The sequence below is a fragment of the Gemmatimonadota bacterium genome, assembly GCA_009838645.1.
Classification (GTDB): domain Bacteria; phylum JAAXHH01; class JAAXHH01; order JAAXHH01; family JAAXHH01; genus JAAXHH01.
Map to the genome: position 1 here is coordinate 83,902 of VXRC01000032.1, position 23,892 is coordinate 107,793.

The 23,892-nt window shown below is 61.2% G+C and carries 17 protein-coding genes; 10 read left to right on the forward strand and 7 right to left on the reverse strand.

The genetic code is table 11. From position 1 onward, the window contains the following. Positions 1-163 precede the first annotated feature (163 nt). The 3 genes from F4Y38_09590 to F4Y38_09600 are packed head-to-tail and all read left to right on the forward strand — an operon-like array spanning position 164 to position 3,233. Complete coding sequence (locus F4Y38_09590; protein MXY49527.1) at positions 164-1,195, forward strand: lactonase family protein; 1,032 nt, start codon at positions 164-166, stop codon at positions 1,193-1,195. Between the two features lie 5 nt (positions 1,196-1,200). Then, a complete protein-coding gene (locus F4Y38_09595; GenBank protein MXY49528.1) occupies positions 1,201-2,535 on the forward strand; it encodes an HlyD family efflux transporter periplasmic adaptor subunit in 1,335 nt (444 codons plus the stop codon). Positions 2,536-2,558: 23 nt separating this feature from the next. Then, positions 2,559-3,233: an ABC transporter ATP-binding protein gene (locus F4Y38_09600; protein ID MXY49529.1), complete on the forward strand. Its 675-nt coding sequence runs from the start codon at positions 2,559-2,561 to the stop codon at positions 3,231-3,233. A 30-nt stretch (positions 3,234-3,263) separates the two neighbouring features. On the opposite strand, the gene F4Y38_09605 is transcribed toward F4Y38_09600, so the two are convergent. From F4Y38_09605 to F4Y38_09625, 5 genes are all read right to left on the reverse strand, one after another. Further along, a complete protein-coding gene (locus F4Y38_09605) occupies positions 3,264-5,048 on the reverse strand; it encodes a peptide ABC transporter substrate-binding protein (GenBank protein MXY49530.1) in 1,785 nt (594 codons plus the stop codon). A 65-nt stretch (positions 5,049-5,113) separates the two neighbouring features. Continuing rightward, positions 5,114-6,895: a peptide ABC transporter substrate-binding protein gene (locus tag F4Y38_09610; protein ID MXY49531.1), complete on the reverse strand. Its 1,782-nt coding sequence runs from the start codon at positions 6,893-6,895 to the stop codon at positions 5,114-5,116. 11 nt (positions 6,896-6,906) lie between these two features. Then, the gene (locus tag F4Y38_09615) at positions 6,907-8,025 is read right to left on the reverse strand and encodes a M23 family metallopeptidase (protein ID MXY49532.1); all 1,119 of its coding nucleotides are present in this window, start codon (positions 8,023-8,025) and stop codon (positions 6,907-6,909) included. A 95-nt stretch (positions 8,026-8,120) separates the two neighbouring features. Further along, the gene (locus F4Y38_09620) at positions 8,121-12,206 is read right to left on the reverse strand and encodes a hypothetical protein (GenBank protein ID MXY49533.1); all 4,086 of its coding nucleotides are present in this window, start codon (positions 12,204-12,206) and stop codon (positions 8,121-8,123) included. 29 nt (positions 12,207-12,235) lie between these two features. Next, complete coding sequence (locus tag F4Y38_09625; GenBank protein MXY49534.1) at positions 12,236-13,078, reverse strand: phytanoyl-CoA dioxygenase family protein; 843 nt, start codon at positions 13,076-13,078, stop codon at positions 12,236-12,238. 79 nt (positions 13,079-13,157) lie between these two features. On the opposite strand from F4Y38_09625, the gene F4Y38_09630 reads away from it, so the two are divergent. Further along, a complete protein-coding gene (locus F4Y38_09630; GenBank protein ID MXY49535.1) occupies positions 13,158-14,327 on the forward strand; it encodes an amidohydrolase in 1,170 nt (389 codons plus the stop codon). 115 nt (positions 14,328-14,442) lie between these two features. On the opposite strand, the gene F4Y38_09635 is transcribed toward F4Y38_09630, so the two are convergent. Further along, the gene (locus F4Y38_09635; GenBank protein MXY49536.1) at positions 14,443-15,600 is read right to left on the reverse strand and encodes a Gfo/Idh/MocA family oxidoreductase; all 1,158 of its coding nucleotides are present in this window, start codon (positions 15,598-15,600) and stop codon (positions 14,443-14,445) included. A gap of 780 nt (positions 15,601-16,380) precedes the next feature. Between F4Y38_09635 and F4Y38_09640 the strand changes: the two genes are divergently transcribed. Then, positions 16,381-16,848 (forward strand): hypothetical protein, encoded by a 468-nt coding sequence (locus tag F4Y38_09640; GenBank protein MXY49537.1) that lies wholly within the window; start codon positions 16,381-16,383, stop codon positions 16,846-16,848. 108 nt (positions 16,849-16,956) lie between these two features. On the opposite strand, the gene F4Y38_09645 is transcribed toward F4Y38_09640, so the two are convergent. After that, positions 16,957-17,523 (reverse strand): DUF1697 domain-containing protein, encoded by a 567-nt coding sequence (locus F4Y38_09645; GenBank protein ID MXY49538.1) that lies wholly within the window; start codon positions 17,521-17,523, stop codon positions 16,957-16,959. 101 nt (positions 17,524-17,624) lie between these two features. Between F4Y38_09645 and F4Y38_09650 the strand changes: the two genes are divergently transcribed. From F4Y38_09650 to F4Y38_09670, 5 genes are all read left to right on the forward strand, one after another. Beyond that, positions 17,625-18,740 (forward strand): hypothetical protein, encoded by a 1,116-nt coding sequence (locus tag F4Y38_09650; GenBank protein MXY49539.1) that lies wholly within the window; start codon positions 17,625-17,627, stop codon positions 18,738-18,740. Between the two features lie 98 nt (positions 18,741-18,838). Beyond that, complete coding sequence (locus F4Y38_09655) at positions 18,839-19,375, forward strand: hypothetical protein (GenBank protein ID MXY49540.1); 537 nt, start codon at positions 18,839-18,841, stop codon at positions 19,373-19,375. A gap of 109 nt (positions 19,376-19,484) precedes the next feature. After that, positions 19,485-20,777: an MFS transporter gene (locus F4Y38_09660; GenBank protein MXY49541.1), complete on the forward strand. Its 1,293-nt coding sequence runs from the start codon at positions 19,485-19,487 to the stop codon at positions 20,775-20,777. Between the two features lie 269 nt (positions 20,778-21,046). Next, on the forward strand, positions 21,047-22,537 hold the full coding sequence (locus tag F4Y38_09665; GenBank protein ID MXY49542.1) for a hypothetical protein: 1,491 nt from the start codon (positions 21,047-21,049) through the stop codon (positions 22,535-22,537). A gap of 57 nt (positions 22,538-22,594) precedes the next feature. Beyond that, positions 22,595-23,782, forward strand: a complete 1,188-nt coding sequence (locus tag F4Y38_09670; protein MXY49543.1) for a Gfo/Idh/MocA family oxidoreductase — start codon at positions 22,595-22,597, stop codon at positions 23,780-23,782. The last annotated feature ends 110 nt before the right edge of the window (positions 23,783-23,892 follow it).

The window sequence follows — 23,892 nt, forward strand, 5'->3', positions numbered from 1 at the left end:
GACTCCTTCGTATGAACACGTCGTGTCGTTCCAGCCGTGGAGTACGGTTACAGCGACGGGCATCCTGAATCCAAAATACACTTTGAGGACGCAACCTCGGAGTATATTTTGAAGTCTTACCCGTTAAGTTAGTCTTTAACAGAAAACAGGAGATCGGAAAAGCATGGCTGATTCCCCGTCAGGACGCACCGTTGTTTTCGTCTCGTTGACCGGCGACGAGCAAGTGAAGGCTTACGACCAGGACCGGGAGACGGGCGCCCTGACCCTGCGGTCCACCAGCGACGCCCACGGTCCTTCCGGGGCGCTGTGCCTGCATCCGGCGGGCAACCTCATGTACAACGCCCACGTGGAATCCACCACGCTCGCGGCCTACAGGCTGGACACGGACTCCTGCGAACTCACCCTCGTCAACAAGGTGGATACCGACATCACGATCCCCGCGCATCTCGTCACGGACCGCCGCGGCCGGTTCCTGTTGACGGTATACTACGGGGGCGGCGGCATCACCGTGCATCGCCTGGGCGGAGACGGCGCGATCGGCGAACTCGTCCAGTACATCAACACGGGCGAAAAGGCCCATGCCGTCTGCCTGGCGGTCGAGGACCGGTACGTGATCGTCCCCCACGTTTCTCCCACCAACAAGACCAACCAGTTCCGGTTCGACGCGGAAACGGGGCAGCTGACCCCCAACGAACCCGCGGTGCTGAACCCACCGGACGAAGAAACGGGCCCCCGGCATATCTGCTTCCGGCCCGGGGGTGACGTGGCGTACATCGTCAATGAACAGGGCAACACGGTGACGGCCCACCACTTTAATGCGGATAACGGTACCCTCGAGATCTTCCAGAACGTATCGACCCTGCCCGACGACTGGGAGGAGGGTGGGGCCACCGCCCACGTGGAGGTGCACCGGAACGGGAAGTGGGCTTATGCCTCCAACCGGGGGCACGACAGCATCGTGGGCTACGACGTGGCGGCCGACGGCGCGCTGAGCGCCTTCGGGCACGTTTCGGTTCCGGCCAGTCCGCGGTCCTTCAACGTCGATCCGGATGGCCGGTTCCTTTATTGCGCCGGTGAAGCCGCGGGCGTGATGACGGCATTCCGCGTGGACCCCTCCGACGGAACCCTGCATCCGCTGCGGGATTATACTGTAGGCGACAAGCCATTCTGGGTAATGGCGACGACCCTGGGTTAAAGCGCATGAGCGACAAGCGTCAAAACGGCGAAGCATCCAAGGGCCTGGTGGGCATGTTCACGGCCGAGCGGCAGCGTGAGCAGGACAACACCATGGACCGAAGGATCGAGAAGAAGCGCTTCACGCCGCGCCGGATCGCCCTCGGCGGCCTGGCGGCGGCGGTGATCGCCTTCGGAGTCTACGCGCTGCTCAGCGTCAACCCGTCCTCGCTGAACGTGGACGCCGAGAAGCTGACCCTGGCCCCGGTGACCTACGGCCCCTTCCTCGAGTACATCGTGGAGCAGGGCGCGGTGATGCCGCTCACTACGATCTACCTGGACGCCGTGGAAGGCGGGCGCGTGGAGGAGGTCTACGTGGAGCAGGGCACCCAGGTCGAGGAAGGCACGGCGATCCTGCGGCTTTCCAACGCCAACCTGCAATTGAGCGTCATGCAGCGCGAGGCCGAGCTGTTCCGCGAGGTGAACCGGCTCAGGGAGACGCGGGTGACCATGGGGCAGCGGCGCCTGAGCATGCGCGCCGGACTGGTGGAGACGGAATACCAGTTGCGCCAGGCCGAGCGGGAGCACGCGCGGCAGGACGAGATGTTCAAGGCGGACCTGACCTCGCGCCAGGATTACGACGAGGCGAAGGACAACCTGGAGTACCTGACGGCCAGGCGGGACGTGACCGTCGAGACCTTGCACCAGGATTCGCTCTTCCAGACGATCCAGATCCGGCAGCTGGAGGAATCGATCGACCGGCTGCGCCTGAACCTGGAACTCATCAAGCAGAACGAGGAGAACCTGACCATACGCGCGCCGATCACGGGCCTTTTGTCCTCGCTCATCGCGGAGGTGGGCGAGTCCAAGCCCGGCGGCGACCGGCTGGGGCAGGTCGACGTGGAGGATGAGTTCAAGGTGCGCGCGGCCATCGACGAGCATTACATCGCCCGCATCCGGTCCGGCCAGGCCGGTTCCTTCGATTTCGCGGGCGGCACCTACGACCTGGTGATCAGCCGGGTGTACCCCGAGGTGATCGAGGGGCAGTTCGAGGCGGACATGGAGTTCCCTGAAGGGATGCCGGACGGCCTGCGTCGCGGCCAGACGCTGCAGGTGCGGGTCGCGCTGGGCGAGCTGGCCGACGCCATGCAGGTGCCCCGGGGCGGTTTCTACCAGAAGACGGGCGGGCGCTGGATCTACGTGCTCGATGAAGCGGGCGAGGTCGCCGTGCGGCGGCAGATCCGGCTCGGCCGGCAGAACAGCCAGTTCTTCGAGGTGCTGGAAGGCCTCGAGGAGGGCGAAACGGTCATCACCTCCATGTACGACAACTTCGGCGACATGGAAAGGCTGGTATTACAGTAATCATCACATCACGGGAGCAAACCATGATCAGGACAGAGCATCTCAAGAAACTCTACGCCACCGAAGAGGTGGAGACGACGGCGCTGAACGACGTGACCATGGCCGTGGACGAAGGCGAGTTCGTGGCGGTCATGGGTCCCTCGGGCTGCGGCAAGTCCACCCTGCTCAACATCCTCGGACTCCTCGACAACCCCTCGGGCGGCGAATACCATTTCCTGGACCAGGAAGTGTCCGGCCACTCCGAGCGGCAGCGGGCCAACCTGCGCAAGGCCAACATCGGTTTCGTCTTCCAGAGCTTCAACCTGATCGACGAGCTGACCGTGTACGAGAACATCGAGCTGCCGCTGATCTACCTGGGCGCGTCCAAGCAGGAGCGCAAGGAGCGGGTGGACGCGGCCATGGATCACATGCAGATCCCCCACCGGCGGAACCACTTCCCGCAACAGCTCTCCGGCGGCCAGCAGCAGCGCGTGGCCGTGGCGCGGGCGGTCATCGGCAATCCAAAGCTGATCCTGGCGGACGAACCGACGGGCAACCTGGATTCGGCCAACGGTTCCGAGGTGATGGAACTGCTTAATGGGCTCAACGAGGCGGGCACGACCATCATCATGGTGACCCACGACCAGGCGCTGGCCGACCACGCCCACCGGATCATCCGTCTCTTCGACGGGCGCATCGTGCAGGAAGCCGCGGCTTAATCGTGACAGGACCTGGAACTCGGCGAGGATCTACCGGGTGGTCAGCCAGTCCCAGAAGCCGGTGGTTTCCTTCTTCTGGGCCGTATCCAGGAGTTCTTCCGATATATACAAGGTCGGCATCAGGTTCAGCATCTGGTTGCCCCGCCACGCCCTGTACCCCCACTTGTTGGTCTCCAGCGCCGCGCCGCGCACGTAAGGCCGCCACATTTCATTGATCAGGGTGTGCCAGAGGAACACGCCGCCCACTTCGCGGACCAGGATTTCCTCGGCTTCCCGGTATAATGCGTTGCGCCGATCCGGATCTCCTACCAGCACATTCGCCCGGAGCACCAGATCTTCGAACCGCTCGTTGTACCAGGGGTGTCTGCCGTTCGACAGCCACAGCGTGAGCAGGTTGCTGGCATCGACGTAGTCATAGCGGTAGGGGATGAGCGCCAGGGTGAGTTCCTTGGCGTTCATCGTTTCCGTAAACACCTTCCTTTCCACGTTCCGTACCCCGACCTCGATATTCAGATTTTGCCTCAGCATGGCCTGGACCGCCTCGGCGGCCGTGCTGTTCACGAAGGTTTCTCCACGCAGCCATATGTTCACGGCCGGGAATCCTTTGCCATTGGGATAACCCGCCTGCGCCAGGAGGTTACGCGCCATTTCCGGATCGTAGGCCTGGATGGAAGCCAGCGCTTCTGAGTTGGCCGCGGGAAACCCCGGCGGCGACATGGCGGCGGCCGGCAACGCGATGTCCCGCAGGGCCGAACTCATGAGCGAAGCCTGGTCGACGGCGTGGCTGAAAGCCCGGCGCACCCGCCGGTCGTTGAAGGGCGGGTTGTAGGAATCCATCAGTAGATAGTAGGTCTGGAAATCCACGTAGGTGTTCAGGTGGTCCTCCAAGGCGGGATTGGATTTGACGCGGTTGATTTCGGCCTGGTTGCTCAGCACGATGTAGTCGACTTCGCCGGCTTCGTAGGCTGCGAGGTAGGGCGGTTGGGCGGCGGCATTGAAGAGTTGCGCGGTGATGCGTTCCAGGAAGGGCTTGTTGGGACCCCGGTACGTGGGACTCGGCTCGAGGACGATGCGGTCGTTGATCGTCCATTCCTTGAGCCGGAAGGGACCGCTGCCCATGTGGGTCTCGGCGCGGGTCGACCAGGCCGGGCCGTATTTCTCGAACAGGTGGGTGGGGGTCACCCAGCTGTAATTCAAAAGCTCCGGCGCGTAGGGCGTCGGCTGGGTCGTGGTGAAGGCGATGGTGTGCTCGTTCAGCGCTTCGACGCCCAGCGAGTCCAGCGGCATGCGGCCGGCCACGACTTCTCCCCAGTTTTTGATGGGACGGTAGTACCATTCGAAATCGAAGCCGGTCTTCGGATCGGCCCAGCGATGGAACGAAGACTCGTAGTCGTAGGCCGTCACGGGCCTCCCGTCGCCGAAAATCAGGTCCTGCTGCAGATGGAAGATCCACGTGAGGCCGTCTTCGGTCACCTCCCAGTGCGTGGCCGCGGCGGGGAGCAGGTTGAAGTCCCGGTCGACCCGGGTCAGCGGCTCGTTCGTAATGGCGAAACCGAAGACCTTCTGGTAGGAGGAGACGGCCCGGTCCATGAACCGGTTGTTCAGTTCGAAGGTCCGGAGGTGCTGGTGTTCCGGCGGTGCGGCGTCCCGGGGGAGCGTGACGCCCACGGAATTCACTTGAGCCGGTTCATCCTGGCCGGATGGGTCGGCGACGGCGAGGCCCAATAGCGAGAAATACAGGAGTGCCGCCGAGCCTGTCAATACAACCGCGGAGGCGAGAATACCCAATGTTCTTATGTTTGATGGCATGCCCATGCAGCGGACCGATCTGATGATTGAAGCGGTGAGCCAGGTCCCGTCATACGTACAGTCGGCCAGCTTCAATGTCCGGCCGGCATGCGCGACGTCGTTTCCCGGGACACTTCCTCTGTAATATAAATCGTCGTCATCAGGTTCAGCATCTGGTTTCCACGCCAGGCCCTGTAGCCCGATTCGTTCGGTTCCAGGGCTTCGCCGCGGACATAGGGCCGCCACATCTCATTGACCAGGTCGTGCCAGAGGAACACGCCGCCCACGTCGCGGACCAGGATTTCTTCTGCTTCATGATAGAGTTGCGCCCGGCGGCCAGGATCGTCCACCAGGTGGTTGGCCCGTTCGACGAGTTCCTCGAACCGGTCGTTGCGCCAAGGATGGCGGCCGCGGGACAACCACAGGTTGAGCAGGTTGCTGGGGTCCAGGTAGTCCCAACCGTAGGCGAGCATGGAAAAGGGGATCTCCTTGGCGTTCAGTGCTTCCGTGTAGACCTTCCGTTCCACGTTCAGCACCTCGACCTCGATATTCAGGTTCTGCTTCAACATGGCCTGTATGGCCTCGGCAGCCACTTTTCTCAGGTAGGTCTCGCCGCGCAGCCACATGGCCATCACCGGGAACCCCTTGCCGTCTGGATAACCCGCTTCCGCGAGCAGGTTGCGGGCCCTTTCCGGGTCGAATCGCTGAATGTCAGCCAGTAATGTGGGGTGGGCGGCGGGGAAACCCTCCGGCATCATCGATACGGCGGGAACCGCGATATCCTTCAGAGCCGACTTCATGATGGCCGGCTGGTCGATGGCGTGGCTGATCGCCTGGCGGACGCGAAGGTCTTCGAAGGGGGGAACGCGGGTATCCATGAAAAGATAGTACGTGGTGAAATTGGTATAGGTGTTGAGGTGGTTTCGCAGCACCGGGTCGGACCGGACCCGGTTGATCTCCGCTGGGTTGTTCAGCAGGACGTAGTCGACTTCGCCCGCCTCGTAGGAGGCGAGAAAGGGCGGCTGTGCCGCGGCATTGTACAACCGGGCGATGATCCGCTCCAGATAGGGCGTGCTGGGTCCGGGGTAGAGGGGATTCGGTTCGAGGACGATGCGGTCATTGATTGTCCACTCCTTGAGCCGGTAGGGGCCGTACCCGATGTGGGTTTCGGGTTTGGTGGACCAGGCCGCGCCGTACTTCTCGAATTGGTGGGTGGGTGTCACCCAGCTGTAGTTGAGCAGATGCGGCGCGAATGGCGCGGGCCGCGTGGTCGTGAAGGCGATGGTGTGCGAATCCAGCGCCTCGACGCCCAGCGAGTCCAGCGGCATCTTCCGCGCGACGACCGCGCCCCAGTTCCTGATGGGCCGGTAATACCATTCGAAATCGAAGCCGACGTCCGGGTCCGCCCATCGCCGGAACGTGTCCGCGTAATCGTAGGCGGTTACGGGCTTTCCGTCGCCGAAAACCATATCCTTCCGGAGATGGAAGATCCAGGTGCGGCCGTCCTCGGTCACCTCCCAGCGGGTGGCCGCGGCAGGCACCAGGTTGAAATTGCGATCGACCCGGGTAAGGGGTTCGTTCGTCAGGGCGAACCCGAAGGACTTCTGGTAGGAGGACGTAGCCCGGTCCATGTACCGGTTGTTCAGCTCGAAGGTCCGCAGAATCTGCCGAGAGGGCGGCGCGGCGTCCGGAGGGAGCGTCACGCCGACGGAATTGACCAGGCCTGCGGGATCAGGTTGGTCGTGGGAACCAGGCCGGCCAGGCGACACAGGCTGGTCAGGCGACCCTTTTGGGCCGGACAGTGCGTCCGACGCCAGGGCGACGGCCATCATCAGCAAAGACGCAGGGAGCAACAGGCAGATCTTCGATCGCATGACTACCCCGTTCAGCCGTCATTCGGATTACGTACCTCGACGGGCTTCCGGTACAGCATGGCCAGGATCTCGGTGAACTGAAGCGGACTGACCCCCACTCCGTTTACGCTCACCGTCCAGTGCAGGTGTGCGGCGGTCACCCGGCCAGTGGCCCCCGACAGTCCCAGCAGTTGTCCCCGGGACACTTCGTCCCCTGTCTTCACATACAGCCGGCTCATGTGCGAATACCCGGTGTGGATGCCCATGCCGTGTTCGATCAGGACATGGTTGCCCGAATAGAACAGGTTCTGCGCCAGTTTGACCACGCCGGACTGGGCGGCGTACAGGGGCGTGCCCTCGTAGGCACGCAGGTCGAGGCCGCCGTGATAGCTGCGAAGCTGTCCGTTGAACACCCTTCGAGTCCCGTACGGGCTGGTGATGGTCTTCTTCTCCACGGGGTAACGGAACGTGTCTTCCATCATCACCGTATCCCGTACCGCCTCGTACGCAGCGGCGATGATCTTCTGTTCCCGCGCGATGCGCCGGAAGTCCGTGACCGAAGGCGTAACCCGGCTCTGCGGCACGCCGCGGATCTGCTCCGACCGGTAAGGGCCGGCGACGATGGTGAAGGGCAGTTCCCTATCGAATATCCGGTCGCTTTCGGTCCACTCCACGTGCACCGTGTCGGGTCCCGGCGCCGCACGATAGGGAATGCCGATCAGGGCGAACAATACTCCTTCGGGCGCGGTCGGATGAGAGTACAGGCGATGGATCCGGGCACCCGTCGAAACGGTCAGATCGGCCACGCGTCCGGCCGGGCCAGCGCGCTCGATCCGAACCACCGGTAGGTCGGCCCGCTCTTCCGGATGATCGGCCACGCGCCCGGCTTCCTCGCCGGGACCGTCAGGGATGCACTGCAGCAAAAGGGTGTGGCCGTTCGCCACCCGCCCATCGGAAAGGTGCAGCGAGAAAGCCCGCTCTCCCAGATAGGCCCGTGGTGCGTGGAAGAAGGTCTCACCGCCAAGGCAGACGGCGGTCAGCGCCAGGGCAAGAACGAGATTCATGGAACCGGGCTGGAATCCGGGTCGGTCCGGGTCGATCCGGGTGTACAAAGGGACCGGTCTCGACGACATCCCCGATCTGGACGACACGACCGATCCGGGCTATACCTGATCATTATAACCATTGCGCCGTTCCAAAAACAGTTTTTTGAACCGGCCGCCGGGGCTTCGGCAGGCGACCTTCGCTACCGGGGATTCCAATCCGGGATGCCGCGGCTGACCCGGATTTCGAAATCTCCGTCCGGCGGCACGCGCCGGGCGAACGCGGGTGAGCCGCCCTGGTCGGGCCAGTCCCGGAGGATACCGCGGACCGCTCCAGTCGTCCGGTCCAACATGATCGCGGCGGCCGGCCCTCCGGCGGCCGGCCCTCCGTTACGATCCATCGTCGTCAAATCGTCCGGACCGGATAGCGCGATACGATGCAATCGATCGAGCCAGTCCGCCTGGACGGGAAGCACAAAGGCGAAAACGCTTCCGGCCCCGTCCGCGATTTCCGTCGCGCCGAAGGACAGCGCGAACAGCGTGTTCCCCGCTCCGTCTTCACCGGTGAGGCGATATGGACCGCCGGTCTCCGGCAGGACGGGCGGGGCGTCGACCGCGAAAGCAGGATGGAGAACGGTTTCCCCCAGGTCATTCACTTCGCCCCATAGCAGCAGGTTGGTCGCGGAAGCGGCGCGCGCCGCCGGAACGGGTCTTTCCGAGGACCTCCGGTAGATCAGCGCCTTGACGAAGTGGAAATCGCTGATCCATCCGGGAGGGCAGTAACTCATCAGGTCGTGGTTCCGCGGCGACACCAGCGATCCCGACAGGACGTCGTAGCCCCATGCGCCGGTAGTCCCGTCGGCGTAAGGGTAGTCGGGGTCCAGGCCGGCCGGACCGCCGCACGGTGCGTGCCTCAAGTTCATGTTGTGTCCGAGTTCATGGGCTATGGTATATCCGTCCAGTGCCGACACACCGATTTTACCGGGGATGACGGCGACGCCCACGCGTTCGCTGGCAGGGAGGATAGCCATATAGTGTCCCCGGGCGCCGTCCAGGATGCGAACCACAAAGACCTCGATCAGGATCGATATGGTGTTCTTCGCCTCGGAGGCCACCGAAGTCCACACGGGTTCGCGGACATTCAGATGGAAATCACCTACCGGCAACGTTTCCCGGGTCATCCTGAACAGTTCGTCATCCGGCGACAGGCCCGCGGCGTAATCCGCGAGCGTCCGGTCAGGATTCCACGTCCACAGAAACGGGACCAGGGTGAGGTCGAGGGGCGGCACCTCCGACACCTCCAGGGCCAGCCGACCGGCAGGCGGCAGGCGGCGATCGACGACCGAAACGGAATCGATTTCTATCACCATTTCCAGGCCCGGCCGAACCACATAGGCCGGAATATGGGCGTTGGATGACGCCGCGAGGTCACCCTCCTCAGGACGGTCCGGCAGGCTGTAGTCTCCGCCCGGTATCTCGGCCGTGTACACCGGAAGATTGTTCCGGTAGAACGTAGCGCGTACCGGCGGCCGTTTTGCGTCGGCCATGCCGCCGTTCGTTACGAAGACGCGGAGGAGCGCGGGCTTGCCGGCAACCAGCGGCACCCGGTTTTCGAGGGACTGCACCGCCTGCGTGAGATACGCCGACGCAACGCGCGCGACGGGGTCGCCACAGTCGGAAACGCGCCTTTCGTCTATATTCCGCAACCACGTCTGGGTCTCGACGTCCCGGGACGCGCATAGTCGCGTGCCGGCCAGCAGCAAAGATGCCAGGTCGAGGTCGAGAAAGGTGCGCGGCAACGGCCCCGAAAGTGCGGCATTGTGGGAAAGACTCAGCGTCCTCAGCTCTCCGAGTGCTCCCAACTCGGACGGGACCGACCCGCTCATCCGATTCGACGCCAGGCTTAGCGTGACGAGATTGGCCAGCCTTCCCAGTTCCGGTGGAACGGGGCCAGTAAGCCCGTTGGTGGAGAGGTTCAGTTCCTCGAGGTTTGCCAGTCTTCCCAGTTCGGGTGGAACGAGGCCCGTCAACGCATTGTAGGAGAGATCCAGTTCCTCGAGGTCCGCCAGTTGTCCCAGACCCGGCGGAACGGAGCCCGTCAACTCGTTTCTGCCGAGCTCGAGTGCGACGAGGTTTCGGAGGCGCCCCAATTCAGGTGGAACGGACCCAGTCAGTCCATTGACGGCAAAGTTGAGGACGGTGAGGTCTGCCAGTCGTGCCAGTTCCGGGGGAACAGGACCCGTAAACCGGTTGGATGAAAGCTCCATTCGTCCGAGACTGAGGAGGTTTCCCAAATCCTGTGGAAGGGTTCCGTGTAACCGGTTGAGCCTGAGATCGAGGACGGTGAGTCGGTCGAGTCGTCCCAGTTCGGGTGGAACGGTACCAGTCAATCCATTGGCGGAGAGATCGAGGATGGAGAGGGCGGCCAGTTGTCCCAGTTCGGGTGGAATAGGGCCCGTCAGCAGGTTCACAGAGAGATCCAACGTAGCGAGCCGGTCGAGGCGCGCGAGTTCGGGCGGAATGTGCCCCGTCAGGCCGTTTCCGATCAGACGCAACGTTTCCAGACGGTCCATCAGCGCCAGTTCCGGAGGCAGTCGCCCCTTAAGGTTATTGTACCCCAGGTCGATGGAGGTTACATGCCCTCCGGCGTCGGTCTCGACGCCGTGCCAGTCTCGCAACGGGGCTTCGCTGAGCCAGTTGGCGGCCTCCTTCCAGTACGCGCCGCCCGTTTCGCCGTATAGCGCAGTCAACGCCACCCGGTCGGGGGAGACGGCGGCGGGACAGCCGCCCACCCGTACGTCCCCGACTGTGGCCAGCCAGGCCTGGTAAGCGGGGTCCTGCGGCGCGCAAAGCCTCGTTCCGCCCAAATTGAGGACCGTCAGGCCGAGATCAACCAGCGACGCAGGCAGCGGTCCCTTCAGCCCGGGGTTGTTCGACAGGTCCAATACGCCCATAGACCGGAGATCGCCCAGCCGGGACGGCAGCGTTCCACTCAGATTGTTGTCTTCCAGGTCCAGACCCGTTACCTGGCCCAGGTCATTGGTGGCGACGCCGTGCCAGGCGTTCACGGGCGCGGCGGTGAGCCAGTTGTTCCGTTCGGTCCAGCTTCCCCCGTCCGCCGCGTTGTACAACGCGATCAGCGCGCTCCGCTCCATGTCCTCGCAGTTGTCCACTTCCACGTCGTCAATCGCGCCGAGCCATGCCTGGAAAGCCGCGTCCAGCGGCGCGCACAGGAAAGTTCTGTCAAGCCTCAGTCTTTCGAGATTGCCGAGATTGGCCATGGCCCTGGGCAACGGCCCGTGCGAGAAGTTATTGCCCCTGGCGCCGAGTTCCCTGAGCCTGAAGAGTCGTCCGATTTCGGGGGGAATGCTTCCCGAAAACCGGTTATAGGAAATCTCCAGCACCTCCAGACTGGCGAGTCGTCCGATTCCAGGGGGAATGCTTCCGGTCAACCGATTGCCCAGGAGTGAAAGAGATTGGAGCCTTTCCAGCCGGACCAGTTCCACGGGAAATACGCCCTCCAGGCCGTTCCGGTCGAGCAACAGTTCGATCACCCTTCCTTCGGTGTCGGTTGTCACCCCGTGCCAGTCGGCCAGGGGCGCGTCGCTCGACCAGTTCTCGGCGAGCGTCCATCCCGGTCCGCCGGTGCCGTTGAACAACGCCACCAGGGCGGCGCGGTCCAGCGCGTCTGGTCCGAAGCCCGAGACCGTGACTTCCACGCTTGTCGATATTTCCCCGGAATACACGGTGATCCGGGCGTTTCCGTTAGACCGCGCCTCGAGGTCTCCCAGGGCGTTCACCGAGACGACGAAGGGATCGCTGCTTGTCCAGAAGAGCCGCGCGTTTGGCACCGGGTTGCCGTTCCTGTCTTTGGCTGCGGCGTCAACCCGCAGCGCCCCGTCCGTCTTCGTCAGCGTCACGCTCGCGGGCGCGACCTCGATACGAGCGACGGCCTGCGATACCGTGACGGCGGCGTTCGCATGGAATTGACCTGAAACGGCCGTAACGACCGCGGAACCGTTCTTCCGGGCCGTGGCCAGGCCCTCGTCCGTCACGCTGGCTACTTCGGTGTTTCCGCTGGTCCACGTCACGGCAGCGTCCGCGATCACCCGATCGTTCCCGTCCCGGACCGACGCGGTGAACTGCACGGTCGCGCCAAGGGCGTCCAACTCGGCCTCGGAGGGCGATATGCTGATGCTGGCCGCCGGCGGCGGTCCCGTGGGGCTTTCCCTGCCGCATGACGGAAGGATGATGATCGAGAGTAAGACAGGAACGACAAGAAACCTCATGGTCCGACTCCATTGCGAAACGCGTCGGTTCAACCCCAGCGGTACTCCGGCGGATCGAATACGAAACCGTGGAAGAAGCGCCGGTGCCGGGGTGTGAGGCTGTTCAGGAAACCCCTGTCGTAACGCCACTGCTCCGCGCACGCCAGCATCCAGGGGTGTTCGTAGCCGTAGTAGAGGATCACCCGCTTGCCGCCGCGGCGCGTGAACGGACCGGCCGAGTGCCACACCCCGTTGTGGAAGAGCACGGCCGTGCCGGGCCGCCCGCAGACCTGTACGGCGCCGGGCATGCCGTTCTTCGAATCCGGTTCGACAAGGGACTTGTGGCTGCCCGGTACCAGGGTCAGGTTGGCCTGGCCGGGTTCAGTCATGTCACTCAGGTAATACCCCACCTTGAACTGCAATAGCGGTATATGCGGCCGGAAGTCGCGAAACCCGTCCTGTATCCCGTCCGTATGCCAGCCCTTTCCGTGATGCTCTTCGGGTTCGATCTCGTAGATGGCGTCGGTCGAGTGCAGATGGGGCATCTCGTTGAACAGACCGTGGATGTATTCCATCATCGGATCGTAGTCGAGCATGTCCAGAAAGAGCGGGTCTTCGGCCAGCAGGTGCATGACCCGCGTGTTGGCCGAATCCAGTTTGTCGGCGAAGGCTGGTTCGTGAGTACGATGGAACCCGGGGTCGCGGCGCCGCACTATCGTCCGTTCCAGCGCGGCGTTGAGCGAATCCACCAGTGCTGGTGGTAGGAAATCCTCCAGCACCAGGTAACCGTTCGTGTCGAAGAGGAAGCGTTCGGCGTCCGTGGGGTGGTTGGTCATATTCCGGATCCTTTCACATCCTATCTGCCCTGGTCGATCTCTCACCATCCTTAACATCGTGGGGTTTTTCCGTCAAGCCCATTCAGCGCTAACAAGCAGGAATGAAGTTGCGGTCCCGCAAGCATACCTGTTCATTATGCGTTTTCCAGGGATTCGAAGCTCCGTTCCCGGTGAACTTTCGAGGCATTTAATGATCTACGACGGACACGCCTATTGTTTTCCTGCTCCGGACGAAATCGGTGGTTTCGACGATCGGGCCGAATTCCATCGCCACCTGCAACTGTTCATGGCCCAGGCCCGGCAGCAGCCCGTCTGGCGGCGTGGCGACCGCGCGCTTGCCGACGCTTCGGGGCTCTACGACCCCGATTGGCCCTGGCGCTTCGAAGGCCTGCGGGAAGCAGACTTCCGCACCGGAAAACACGGACTGGCCGAATGGACACTAGACGGCGAAGATTACGTCAAGCAGGCCCTGCCGCCGTGGACGGAGGACTTCTCCTTCTCTTCGGAGTATCTGGTAGCGGAGATGGACTACGCCGGCGTCGACCGGGCCCTCCTGCACCGCACGCCCTACATGGGGCTCGACGACGATTACATCGCGGAATGCTGCCGCCGCCACCCCGAGCGGATCCAGGGACTGGCCCAGATACCCGAGTGGTGGATACCCGACAGGACCGGCGAAGCCATTGCGAAACTGGAACGGGCAATCGGTGTTCACGGTCTATCGGGCCTTCAGTTCGCGCCATTCCACCGGCCGCTTTACGACCTCTCCGCTGAATGGACCGGGCCCGATTTCGACCCGTTCTGGACAGCGGTGGCCAGGTTGGAAATACCGGTGTTTTTCACCCTCGGTGCGGTCGGGTCGCCTTCCGCATACATGGAAGAGTTACGTTCGTTGCGTGCATGGATGGACCGGTTCCCCGACGTCGACGTGATCGTGACGCACGGATTCCCCTGGCGGATGTTTGCCGAAGGCGACCGGATCAACGTCCCCGATGAAGTGTACGCCGCGGCGCCATCGGACCACCCCCGCTTTCACATCCAGATCCTCTTCGCCGTGTTCCTGCAGTCGCGCTGGGACTACCCCATGCCCCAGATGCGGCCCGTCCTGGAAGAGATGGTCGAACGCTTCGGCGCCGACCGCATCCTGTGGGGAACGGACATCCCCATCGTGCTGCTGCACTGGACCTATCGCCAGAGCCTGGACTATGTGAGGCGCTACTGCCCGTTTCTGGACGAGTGCGAGATGGAGGCGATCCTCGGTGGCAATATGGAGCGGATCATGGAGGTGGGCAGGTTTGCCGGGTAAGAACGAGGCAGGGGCCTGTTGGGGCCGTTCGGTGTCCGAGTCAACGGATGGGACTATCGACATCCCGGTAAGTTGAGCCTGCGGACGAGGTGGATTTGTCGGAAATGCCCGGCGGCTAGCTCGCATTCAGGCCCAAACGGCTGTCTTCCGCGGCGAGCCATTCCGCATAGGGGCGCGGCATCGGGCCGGGCGGGTCCAGACCGTGCTCCTCGCGCCAGCGCAGGAGCGGGTGATTGCGTTCCGCTTGTGGCAGATCCACGCGCCGACCGCGCGCGCCCGACTCGAAAATACCCATCAATATCTCCAGCACGTGGCGGCCGGCGTCACCCGAGCACTCGTGAGCACGGCCCTCGTCGAGCGCCTTCACGTACTCATCGGCGAACTGATAATCCTCCACGGAAGCCGGTCCCGCCGGATCGTAGTGCTCCGGTACGATGGGGGCGAGAGGCTGCCACTCAGTCTGGCCGGGGGCATAGTGCGGCGTGGACAGAAACCACGGAGCGTCGCTTTTCCAGTAGAGCCGGCCCTCGGTGCCGTAGATCTCGATCATATAGGCTGTTGAATCCATCACGGGGAAGCGGTGCTGCAAGAGGACACCCGAAATCCCGTGTTCGAAGGCAAGGGCCGCGGTCACATGCTCACCGGCGATATAGCCCATGCCACTCGGCGACGGCACCACGTCCTCGGGCGTGATCGGACGGCCATCGGTCAAGACCACGGCTTGCACGCTCCGAACGGGTCCAGCCACACCAAGCATCGCATTGAGCGAGTGCGTGGCGATATTCATCAGGCCGTAGCCGCCGTAGTAGCCCTTGCCGCTGCCCTGGACATAGCGCAAGTCGCCGATCCGGCCCTCGGCAATCGCCGCTTTGACCGCTTGAAGCGCGCCGCCGCTGCGCCCCTGGTGATGTACGGCCACCTGCACCCCTTTTTCCGCGGCCTTGGCCAACACCGCGTCGGCCTCGGCCAGGGTCGTGCAGATCGGTTTTTCGATGTCGATGTGGACGCCGTGCTCCAGCACGCGCATAGCCAGGGGATAGTGGAACTCGGTGCCCGTGGGAATGGCGACAATGTCCGGCGCCTCGGCCTCGATCATGCGGTCGAGATCGTCGTAACGAGCCGCAACCCCCAGTTCGTCGCCGAGGGTCGCCAGCCGCTCGGGCACGAGGTCGCACAGTGCCACAACCTCGGTGCGGGGATGCTGATGGTACGCGCGGCCCGCGGCCGTGCCCCGGCCTCGGCAGCCCAAAATAGCAACTCGGTACGGTTGCATGGAGCGATCTCCTTTTCCGGCTACAGAACTCGAGAATAGAATGTGTTAAGGCTACTATAACAATTAACCGGGAGATTCACACGTAGTATCGGATGAAATTAACGCTACCCGGACGGTTAGAAAAGAAAGACACCAGCACTGTAATTCGACAGATTAGGAAGGGGATGGCATGGCGGAAAACAAGCGAGGTTGGTCCTGGGTGCCTTTTCTTACCATGAGGGGCCTCATCGGTACGATCATGGTTTTTCTGATCGGTGGCCTCAGCGAACGGATGCTCTCCGTCGAAGATGATCTGAGAGCGTTGGCAAGAAGGTCGAACGATTAGACGTCAAGCTCGAGGAACGAACGCGGGATTCGGCAGGCGGCTGAGAAAAGACCATTGCAAACGAAGAAGACGTTTCACATCTATGAGAAAAGGCCGAAACCAATAAAGGAATCGACATGAGTGATTGGATCATGCCTGTAACCACCGGGGCCTGCTTGATTCTCGGATGGTTGTTCTTTATACGCGGTAAAATGGCTTCCAGGGAAGACATCAAAGACCTAAGTAAAGAAGTGCATGACATGAACACCCGTTTAGGAAGAGTGGAGGGTGTGATAAGTAGATTGGAATTCGAATCTGTTTCAAGGAAACCTGGGAACTGATCTGCCGATCGGCTTGGCGGTCGAGTTCAGTATCTGTAGCCGTGGAGATTCCTATTTCGGCAGAGGAACTGTTCGGGAAATGTCACGTTCTACAAAGTGGGATCTGTGACTCATTTCCGAAAGAAAGGAAAGTTCATGCGATACCTGGTTGCGGCGGTATGCCTGGTTGTGGCGATTTGGATCTCAGTTTCCCTCCTTGCCTGTGACGACCGCGATCCTGTCGTTGGATCAGGCAACAATGGCGAACTGCAATCCGATGAGGATGAACAGCCGACCAATGAAGTCGAACAAAGGACCGAGGAAGGCGATCGGGCGCGGCTGGTAGAGATGCGTCAGGAAATCGACATGCTAATCGGCGACGCTGCGGCCGCGTCGATTGCAGACTGTCGCTACGCGGGCCTGGGCTCCAAGCCCTGCGGAGGTCCCTGGGAGTACATCGTTTATTCCGTCTCATCCACCGATTCGACGGCACTGGCCGAGCGGTTGAAAGCGTATGACGCCTTTGAAGCCGAGATGAATGAGCTTTACGGGTACGTTTCCGACTGCTCGATTCCCAACAGGCCGGTTCTGGTGTTTAAGGATGGTCGGTGCATCGCCGAGTGACGCCTTGCCCTCAAGCGCGACGCTCAACCCGGTCAGCGCTGTTCAAATCCCCGAACAGCGGACGACAAGAAACACAGACGGGCCGGCGTCGGACAGGTTAGTCTGCATTCAGTCTCTTTCCATGAGTTCGAGCAACCGGGTCGTGGAGTTCCAGTTGCGGACGGTCACGCGCTGGTACACGGGCATCGACGCAAGCCGGCTGAGATAGCTTCGCGAGGCCTGGTCGATCCGTCTGGAGAAGTAGAGCACACCGCTGCCCGCCCAGGCTTCATCCACGCCGGGCCTGGTGGGGACGCCCTCCATGGCGGCTGTTGCCGTAAGTGGTGCCTTCAGGAAGATCACGTCGTATCTGTACGTCTCCGGCCGTTGTCCAAAACCAGCCGGCGCATCGGAAACCACTCCCCGCATCTGCTTTCGAGAGCGCATCACGACATTTGCTTCGTAGTCAAACGCCACAGCCAACATCTCCTCGATTCGCTTAGTCAAGGTCCTGAGCCCGGTGGAAGGCGTGCGGAAGATCACGTTTCCGCTCTGGATATACGTGGCGACATCGCGGAATCCTTCGGCCTCGAAACAATTCCGGAGATCTGCCATCTTGATGATGTTCTTCCCGCCGACATTGATTCCGCGCAGCAAGGCAAGGTAGGTTTCGTCGGGGTCCTTGCGTTTAGTCATGATCCGCCTCTTTCTTCGGTCCAACTTCTGTATACAATGTAATCGTTGAAAAGTGCAGAAAGAACGTTTTAAATTGGCTAAAAGTTCGGTTAGGTGAAACCATGTCTACGACCATGGAGGGGGATCGGATAGTGACGATAAAAACAAACGATGATTCATTATTGGCCCATCTTGCCTGGATGCTGTCATCGCGACACGAGGATGTCGCCGTTGAAGCACTAGGATACATTCTGAAGTCCGCCACGGCGCGAAAGGTCTTGGAATACCTAGTGAAGAGCGGCGGTACGAATACGGGAGAAATATCCAGTGTTCGGACACAGGTTGGTGGTGAGGACGGGACCCGACCCGACCTGGTCGGATTTGATGAAAACAGCAACGAGTGCCTTATCATCGAAGCGAAGTTTTGGGCTGGCCTTACCGGCAATCAGCCGACCGCATACCTTAAGCGGCTGCCGTCGGAGAAAGCGCTCCTGTTCGTCGTACCAGTTTCTAGGATCGAAACACTCTGGGCTGAATTGCGACACCTTGCAGGCATTTATGGTTCGATCAGTATCTTTATGAGTTCCACCGAATTCAAGAGTGCTACTGTAAGCAGAGCAGATTTCGGCACGAAATACCTCATGTTGATTAGTTGGCAGGATTTGCTTAACCACTTGGAGAACGCCGACGACTTGGATATGATCGATGAAATCAGGCAACTCCAGGGATTTGTCAACCGAATCGACGAAAGTGGATTTCCGCCGCTCAGGATTGAAGAACTCGGGCCGGAGTTTCCACGACGTTTACGTGGTCTACGGCAACTGGTTAACGATGCGACAAACCGTTCGGTAGAGCGTCAATACGCTGATATAGCAGGTTTGAGAATCACACCGAGGTATCGTGGATATGGTAGGTACCTGCGAATTGCCGGTGCTGGAGTCTGGTTTGGAGTTGACTCTGTTCGATGGGCAAAGGGTTCCTATCCCGATACTCCCATTTGGCTCATCTTCGAACAATGGAAGGCGGATTCGTCGATCAGACTGGATCAGACTCGAAAGGCACTTGAGTCGCTTGAACATTCGGATCCAAAAGAATGTTACGGCGAAGTTGATGAAGTGGTTGTTCCGATTCCACTGCCTGTTGGGATCGATTATGAATCGGTGTTAGAATCAGTCGTGGGACGAATCAAAAGGATTGCCGAACTGATTACTGCGCACACCCAAAACTATGAAGAATAGAAGTTAAGTTCATGAGAACAGCGAACTTTGATCATCCGCCTAGATTAAGATCATGCAGAGAAACCTTCAAGGTAAGAGGCGAATCGGCCGGATTTTCGTTGAGTGATTACTGGAAATGGTCCGGCACCGACCTGTTGAGTAATGCTCAGCGTGGTGTGCTTGCGGAGTTTCTTGTTGCCAAAGCCATGGAGGTGAACCATGCTCCTCGCCTTGAGTGGGGATGGTATGATCTGGAGACCACGGACAAGAAAAAGATAGAAGTTAAGAGTGCAGCTTACTATCAGAGTTGGCCTCAAGATAAACCGTCCAAGATCAGATTCGATATCACACCTAGAAAGTGGTTTTGGGATCCCGTTACAAATAAGTCTGAAAGCGTTGAAACCCCTGAACATCGCAGTGACGCATATGTTTTCTGCCTTCTTGGCGATCCAGCAGATCTAAATCCAGATCCCCTCATTCTAGATCAGTGGTCGTTCTACGTCATCAGAACATGTAGCTTCAACGGATTATTGGAGTTACAGAAAACAATAGGTCTTGAACCTTTGAGAAGGTTGATTAGTAAGGAGACAGGTCGATGTGAAGTGAAATATCCCGATTTGGCTGGCGTCATTTCAGATCAGTTAGCTATCATCTAGTAACTGTTAATGCCTTTATCCAAGCCAGTGGAAATCCCAGTGACTGCTGATACGGGCGTACTTCAATCTGAACCCTTACGAACAGCTACTCCCTAAGTGATTCGGACCAATTTCACCTAGTCTTCCATTCCTAACTCGACACACCCGGTCCAACACATCCTCCGGACCGGACTTAGCCTGGCTCGCAGGACTTAGCGCCTCTCTGTTCCTCATCCTGCTGTCCTCCTCGAGCTACGTCGCTTCCCTTCCTTTCATTCGCGAAGCGTGGGGTCTGAACAATACCCAGTCGGGCGTGATCTTCTCTTCGTACCTGGCCGGCTATGCCATTTCGTCTCTGCTCCTTGTACCCTTCACCGATCGGTTCAATCCAATTCGGATCCTGTTTTTTGGCGTTGTATTAACGGCGAGCAGCGGGTTGCTGTTTCCCATACTTGCGGAGGGGTTATGGACCGCCTGTCTGCTGCGATTCGCCTACGGAGTCGGTCATGTATGTGTCTACATCACCGGGATCCGCCTAGCGTCGGACCGATTTGCCGGCCTTAGCCGGGCTACGGCCGTCAGCGTCTTCGTGGGATCAGGTTACGCCGGTACGACGGTTTCATACGTTTTCATGGGCATCTTGCTGGACTGGTTGGACGGATGGGAGCCAGCATTTCTATCGACCACGCTTCCCGGTCTGGCAAGCGTTGTAATTGTTGCGATTCTTGCTTCCGGACGAAGTGCTCGGTCCCCACATGAGGAGAGTCGCCATGGGAATCGGGGCTGGCTGTCCCTGGCGCCGCTGCGAGACCGCCGGTTGATGCTGGTGATCATGGCCTACGCGCTGCACACGGCCGAACTCTTCGTGGCCCGCCTGTGGTTGCCTCTGCTGCTCGTCGCCGCACTCATGATGACGGGTTACGATTCGGACGCCGCTGCTTCGCGCGCCGCCACCCTGGCAGGCTTCATGTTCATGACCGGCATCTTCAGCGTGCTTTTGGGCGGATGGTTGTCGGACCGGTTCGGAAGAATCCGGACGGCGACGTTGATCTTTGCGGTCAGCGCCATCTGTTCGTTTCTCGCCGGTTGGCTCGTCGGACTTCCGATTGCGTGGCTCATTGCGCTGGGATTCCTTTATGGATTCTTCACGGCGGCCGATTCCGCCATCTACTCGATGGCTGTCACGGAACTCGCCCCGAGGAACCTGGTCGGATCCGCGCAGGCCGTGCAGTCCTTCATCGGGTTTGTCGTGGGAACCGGCGCACCGGTTGTGGCTGGATCGATTCTCGACCTTTCCGGCGCGCCGTCGGCGTGGATCCTGGTATTCAGTTTCAACGGCGTACTGGCCGTGGCGGGCATAGCGTGCCTGTTGTGGCTCCGGCGCGTACCTGCTTCGATCGTCACTTCCCGATTCACCGCGTAGCGCAACACGCGGTTGTAAGGCGCACAACACGCGGCTTGAAAGGCGCAACACGCAGGTTGAAAGGCACGCGATACACAGGTTGAATGGTGCGCAATACGCTGGTTGAAAGGGTAGATTACTAAACAAACACAACAATTTGGCCGGTTCCCGCAATCGATGCTTTCTATCTCTGCGGCCAAACCGTAAATTAAATGCCGCCGATATACCAGACTCGCACCGAGAGTTACGAAACCATCGACACTCCGTTGCACTTACCGCCGAGAAAGCATATGCGTCCAATTAAGAATCCTTCGCAGCCAGTATCCTTCTACGACTCCGTTACGACGAGCTTCGGACCGGCAGGCCCCGGAACGACGGGCTTCGGATCCACAGGCTGGCGCCGGCGCATCCTTGCTCCCATCGCGCTGCTCCTTTCCCTTGCCGTACTGGTTTCCTGCAGCGGCGAAGGTCCGACCTCACCCGATCCCGTGGATCCGCCCCGGGCCGCCAGGATAAACGTCGTTTCCGGCGACGGGCAGCGCGCGCTTGCCGGTTCGAGTCTGCGGGAACCGGTCGTGGTCCAGGTGCTCGACGAGGAAGCACAGCCCCTGCCCGGCGCGCTCGTCCTGTTTTCATCGAACCACGGCGTTACCGAACCGACAACCGTCGGAACCGGCCCGGGCGGCATGGCCGCCACCCACTGGACGCTGGGTTCGACCACCGGACCGCAGACGCTGACCGTCACCGCTTCGAGCGCGACCACCACCGTGAGCGGTCACGCGATCTCCGTGGAAGACTCGCTCGACGTCCTGTTCGCGCCGGCCAAGGAGGACGAATTGTCGGCCATCCGCGCCGACTGGGCTTCGCGGGATTTCTCGGCGTCCGGGGGGACGGTCGAGCTTGAAGAAGCCTACAACATGGGCGGTCATTCGACCAGCCTGCGGGTTGTTTCGCACCAGGTCGAGGGCATGCGACATTTCGGCGCCATCGTCGTACCTGACGGCGCTGGTACCGGGGAACTCCCCATCATTGTATACGCCCATGGCGGCGACGGCGGCGTGACGGTGGAAACCACGTTGTTTATATTGACCGTCGCCCTCGGCGAAATGACGGACGACTTCGTCTATGTGATCCCGTCGTTCCGGGACGAACCCCTCAGATACGATGACCGGTCCTGGCTGTCGGATGGTCCGGCCAGTCCGTGGGACCGCGACGTGGACGACGCGCTGTCGCTGGTCAACCTCACCATGGAGACGATACCGGAAGCCCGGACCGACCGGTACATTGCAGCGGGCGCAAGCAGAGGCGGCGGCGTGGCCATGCTGATGGGGATCCGGGACGAACGTATCGCGGGCGTTATCACGTTCTTCGGCCCGACGGATTTCCAGAACGAGTGGGCGCGGGACATCGCCAGTCTCCTGGTGAGGGGCGTGACGGTCGACCTGCCCGGTGTCGAACACTTGCGCGCCACGTACCTCGTACCATGGTGGACCGGAGACGTTACACTCCAGGATGCCAGGCTGGCGCTCATCCGCCGGTCCCCCGTCCTGTTTGCCGAGGATCTTCCCCCGCTGCAGGTCCACCACGGCGACATGGACGGGGTGGTTTCCGTCACCCAGGCGGAATCCATGATCCGGGCCATGAGGGAGATCGGTCGCGGACCGCCTGAGTTCGAGGCTTATATCTATCCGGGTGCAACGCACGAAATCACGTCGATGCCGAGTGCGATTCCCCGTGCCGTGGCTTTCTTGCAGAATCTACTCGGTAGGAATGGCGAATAAACCGGGCATCGGTTTACGGGGCGGCCTCCAGGCGCGCCTGGGAAATCATGAGGGGTCATGGGGCTTCAGGTCGGTGTTGTCGGCACGGGTGCTTTTTCCCAGTCTTTCATTCCCCTGTTCAAGGCGCATCCACAGGTCGAACGGTTGGTGCTTTGCGACCTGGAAGAAGAAAAGAGGACGGCTGCGGCCGCCCGATTCCAGATCAGGGACACCAGTCCCTCCCTCGATGCCCTTTGCGAATCCGCCGTGGACGCCGTGTGCCTCTTTACCCAGAACTGGCTTCACGGTCCCCAGGCCGTCCAGGCCCTGGAAGCCGGAAAACACGTGTACTCGGCCGTACCGCCGGGGATCAGTGTGGCCGAAATCGAAAACCTGGTGGCCGCTGCCGGGGCCTCGGGCACCGTCTACATGCTCGGCGAGACGAGCTACTACTATCCAGGCGTGCTGTTTTGCCGGGAACAGTACGCGCGGGGCGCCTTCGGCCGGATCGTCTACGGCCAGGCGGAGTACTACCATGACTGGGACCACGGCCTCTACGAGGTGGCGCGCTGGCGCGGCGGCGAGAACTGGCGGGAAACGGCCGGCATTCCACCCATGTACTACCCGACCCACTCGACGAGCCAGATCATATCCGTCACCGGTGCGCGCATGATCCGGGTATCCTGCCAGGGAAATCGAGACGTCCACGAGGACGGGATCTACGAGGACAATGACTGGGCCAATCCCTTCAGCAACCAGAGCGCGCTGTACAGCATGTCCGACGGGAGTGTCTGCCGCATCAACGAGTTCCGCCGCGTAGGCCATCCAGGGTGCGTGCGCATGGGCCTGCAGGGGACCGAGGGCGGCTTCGAACAGACCGCCGCCGGTGCGTCCTGGCTTCGAAAGGACGGGAACCGGGTGGAATCCCTCGACGACCTGCTCGCCTGCACCGGCCAGCCCGTGCCGGGCAGCGATCCGATGGGCAAGGTGACCGCATCCGACGGCACCCATCTCGGCGTCTCCGTGGCACACCCCGTCGAGCGGCTACCGGAGGCTTTCGCCGGTCTGCCCAACGGCCATGCGGGCAGCCACCAGTTCCTCGTCGACGATTTCGTCATGGCCTGTGTGAACGGTACCTTGCCCCCCAACAACGCCTGGGACGCCGCCCGGTACATGCTGCCCGGACTGACGGCCCATGAGTCCGCGATCCACGGAGGCGCACTGCTCCAGGTTCCGGATCTCGGCGATCCGCCGGACGCAGACTGACCCAGTACGGGGGAATACTGCCCAGTGATCTTCCGGGCGCAGACTGATCCAGTTGCGGAACATTCCACGGCACTCCGCGTTAGTATCCAATACGGCGTTTCGCATGGTTA